This window comes from Streptomyces sp. SID14478, from assembly GCF_010548525.1.
In the GTDB taxonomy this organism is placed as follows: Bacteria; Actinomycetota; Actinomycetes; order Streptomycetales; family Streptomycetaceae; genus Streptomyces.
In genome coordinates, this window is sequence record NZ_JAAGMG010001241.1 from 1 (window position 1) to 2,666 (window position 2,666).

Annotated in this window: 2 protein-coding genes; one reads left to right on the plus strand and one right to left on the minus strand. The window is 73.5% G+C overall.

Going from position 1 to position 2,666, the window contains the following annotated elements:
* Window positions 1-207: glycosyltransferase family 2 protein (locus tag G3I40_RS39860; RefSeq protein WP_164559705.1), on the minus strand; the 207-nt coding region annotated here is incomplete at its 3' end.
* Window positions 208-308: 101 nt separating this feature from the next.
* Here G3I40_RS39860 and G3I40_RS39865 point away from each other — a divergent pair.
* Window positions 309-2,666, plus strand: a 2,358-nt coding sequence (locus G3I40_RS39865) for a glycosyltransferase (protein WP_164559707.1), incomplete at its 3' end; no start/stop codon positions are given.

A 2,666-nucleotide genomic window follows, 5' to 3' on the forward strand; every position in this document is an offset into this window, starting at 1 on the left:
GCCGGTGCGCGCGGGCAGCGGGACGACGCGCACGCGCGGGTCGCGCTGCGCGTACTCCGCGGCGATCGCGCCGCAGGCGTCCGGCGAGCCGTCGTCGACGACGACGAGCTGCCAGTCGGTGTGGTTCTGTCCGAGCACGGAGTCCAGGCACTCGCGGAGGTAGCCCTGGACGCGATAGGCGGGGACGACTACGGAGAAACGGGACATAGCGTCTGACATAGCGCCTGACGGTACCTCAGACCCGGGCCGGTTCACCCACACGGATCACCTCAGGTACATTCGTTGACGCAACCGGGCACAAGAGATGAATGCCGCAAAAGCCGCGCCTCAGCGTCGTCGTGCCCGTGTTCAACGTCGAGGACTACCTCACCGAGTGCCTGGACTCGCTCGCCGCCCAGACCCTCACCGACCTGGAAGTCGTCCTGGTCGACGACGGGTCGACCGACGCCAGCCCCGGGATCGCCCGGGCCAGGGCGGCGAGCGACCCCCGCTTCCGGTACGTCCGCCAGGACAACGCCGGCCTGAGCGCCGCCCGCAACACCGGCGTGCGGCACACCGACCCCGGCGCCGAGTTCCTCACGTTCGTCGACAGCGACGACGTCGTGCCGCACGACGCGTACGAGCGGATGACCGCGAGCCTCGCGCGCACCGGCTCCGACTTCGCGACCGGCAACGTGTGGCGGCTGAACGAGCGGGGCCGGCAGCAGGCCTGGCAGTACAAGTGGCTGACGCGACGCCGCGAGCGCACCCACATCACCCGCGACCCCGAGCTCCTGTCCGACCGGGTCGCCTGGAACAAGGTCTTCCGCCGCACCTTCTGGGACACGCACGGATTCGCCTTCCCCGAGGGGAAGTTGTACGAGGACACGCCCGTCATGATCCCGGCGCACTTCCTCGCCGAAGCCGTCGACGTGCTCGACGAGCACGTCTACTACTGGCGGGTCCGCGAGGGCTCCATCACCCGGCGGCGCAGCGACGTGAAGGGGGTGCGCGACCGGATCGCCGCCTGCGACCACGTCAGCCGCTTCCTCGCCGAGCGCTTCCCCGACCGGCCCGAGCTGAAGAAGACGTACGACACGTCCTGCCTGCGCGACGACTTCGTGTACTTCCTCGACGGGCTGCCGATGGGCGGGCCCGAGTACCGCGGCGCGTTCCTCGACGACACGGCGGCGTTCCTGCGCCGCGCCGACCCGGCGGCCGCCGACACCCTCCCGCTGGACCTGCGCGTGAAGTGGCACCTGGTCCGCGAGCGGCGCCTCGACGACCTCGTCCGCCTCCTCGCGGGCGACGGCGCCTTCCGGGTGCGCGGCGCGCTGCGCCGCAGCGCCGCCTACCCGGGCCTGGCCCGGGTGCCCGAGCGGATCACGAAGGTCGACAGGCGCGAGCTGCCGGTGGTCGCGCGGGTGCGCGAGAGCGTCTGGGGCGCCGACGGGAAACTGCGCGTCAGCGGCTACGCGTACGTGAAGAACCTGGCGGCGGCCGCGCCCGGCCACTCGGTGAAGACGGGCCTGCTCAAGGCGACGAACAGCCGCACCCAGGTGCGCCGCGTCCCGACCCGGACGGTCCCCGACCCGCTCGCCACCGCCGACTCCGGGCAGGAACTGCACAGTTACGACCACTCCGGCTTCACCATGACCATCGACCCGGAGAAGCTGAAGGTGAAGGGGCGCTGGCGGCCCGGCACCTGGAACCTGGGCGTCGTCGTCGCCGGGCACGGACATCTGCGCCGCGCCGCCCTGCGCGCGCTCGACTCCTCGGCGCAGCAGAACCTGGTGCGCGACCTCGGCGACGGGACCCGGCTCGTCCTCGGCCACGTCGAGGGACGCCTCGTCCTGAAAGTGGTGACGTACGCGGCGCTCGCCGACGACCACCACGCCTCCGACGCCGGTGACCTGGTGCTCGCGGGCCGTCTGCGCGACGGCATCGAACCGCGCACGCTGCGCCTCACCCACAAGCACTCCGGCACCGAGCTCGGCTACCCGGTGACGTGCGCGGGCGGCCGGTTCCTGGTGCGGGCCCCGCTCGCGGACCTGGCGGCGGTGCCCGAGCCGCCGCACCGCGCCCCCAAGGAGGTCGAGCCGCCGCACGGGGACCGCTGGCAGGTCAACTTCGTGCTGCCCGACGGGTCCTCGCGCTCCGTGGCGGCGGCGCTCGACCTGCCGCCCGGCCGGTACCCCGCGCGGGGACGCGAGCTGTGCGCGACCGCCAACGACCAGGGCCAGCTCGTCGTCGAACTGACCCGGCAGCCGGTCGCCGACCTGGCCGAGTGGGCGGGCGACGGCTCGTTCGTCGTCGAGGGCACGGCCACCGGACTGTCCTGGCACGAACCGGAGTTCGTGCTGCGGCACAGCGCGACCGGCGAGGAGCACACGAGCGGCGTCGACCACGAGAAGGACCGTTTCCGCGCGGTGGTCGCCCCGGCGGACCTGTGGGAGGGCCGCTGGTACGGGTTCCTGCGCGAGGCGGCCGACCGGCACGGGGACGGGGTCCCGGTGCGGGTGCTGACGTCGGTGGGGGCCGCCCTGCCGAGCCACCGGCCGCGCCGGGACGCCGAAGAGACCTGCGGGGAGCGGGAGTTCACCCTCGACCGGCGCTTCGGCGACCGCCTCCTCGTCGAGGCGGGCCCGGCCCTCGACCCGGCCGACCGCGGCCCCTACCGCCGCCAC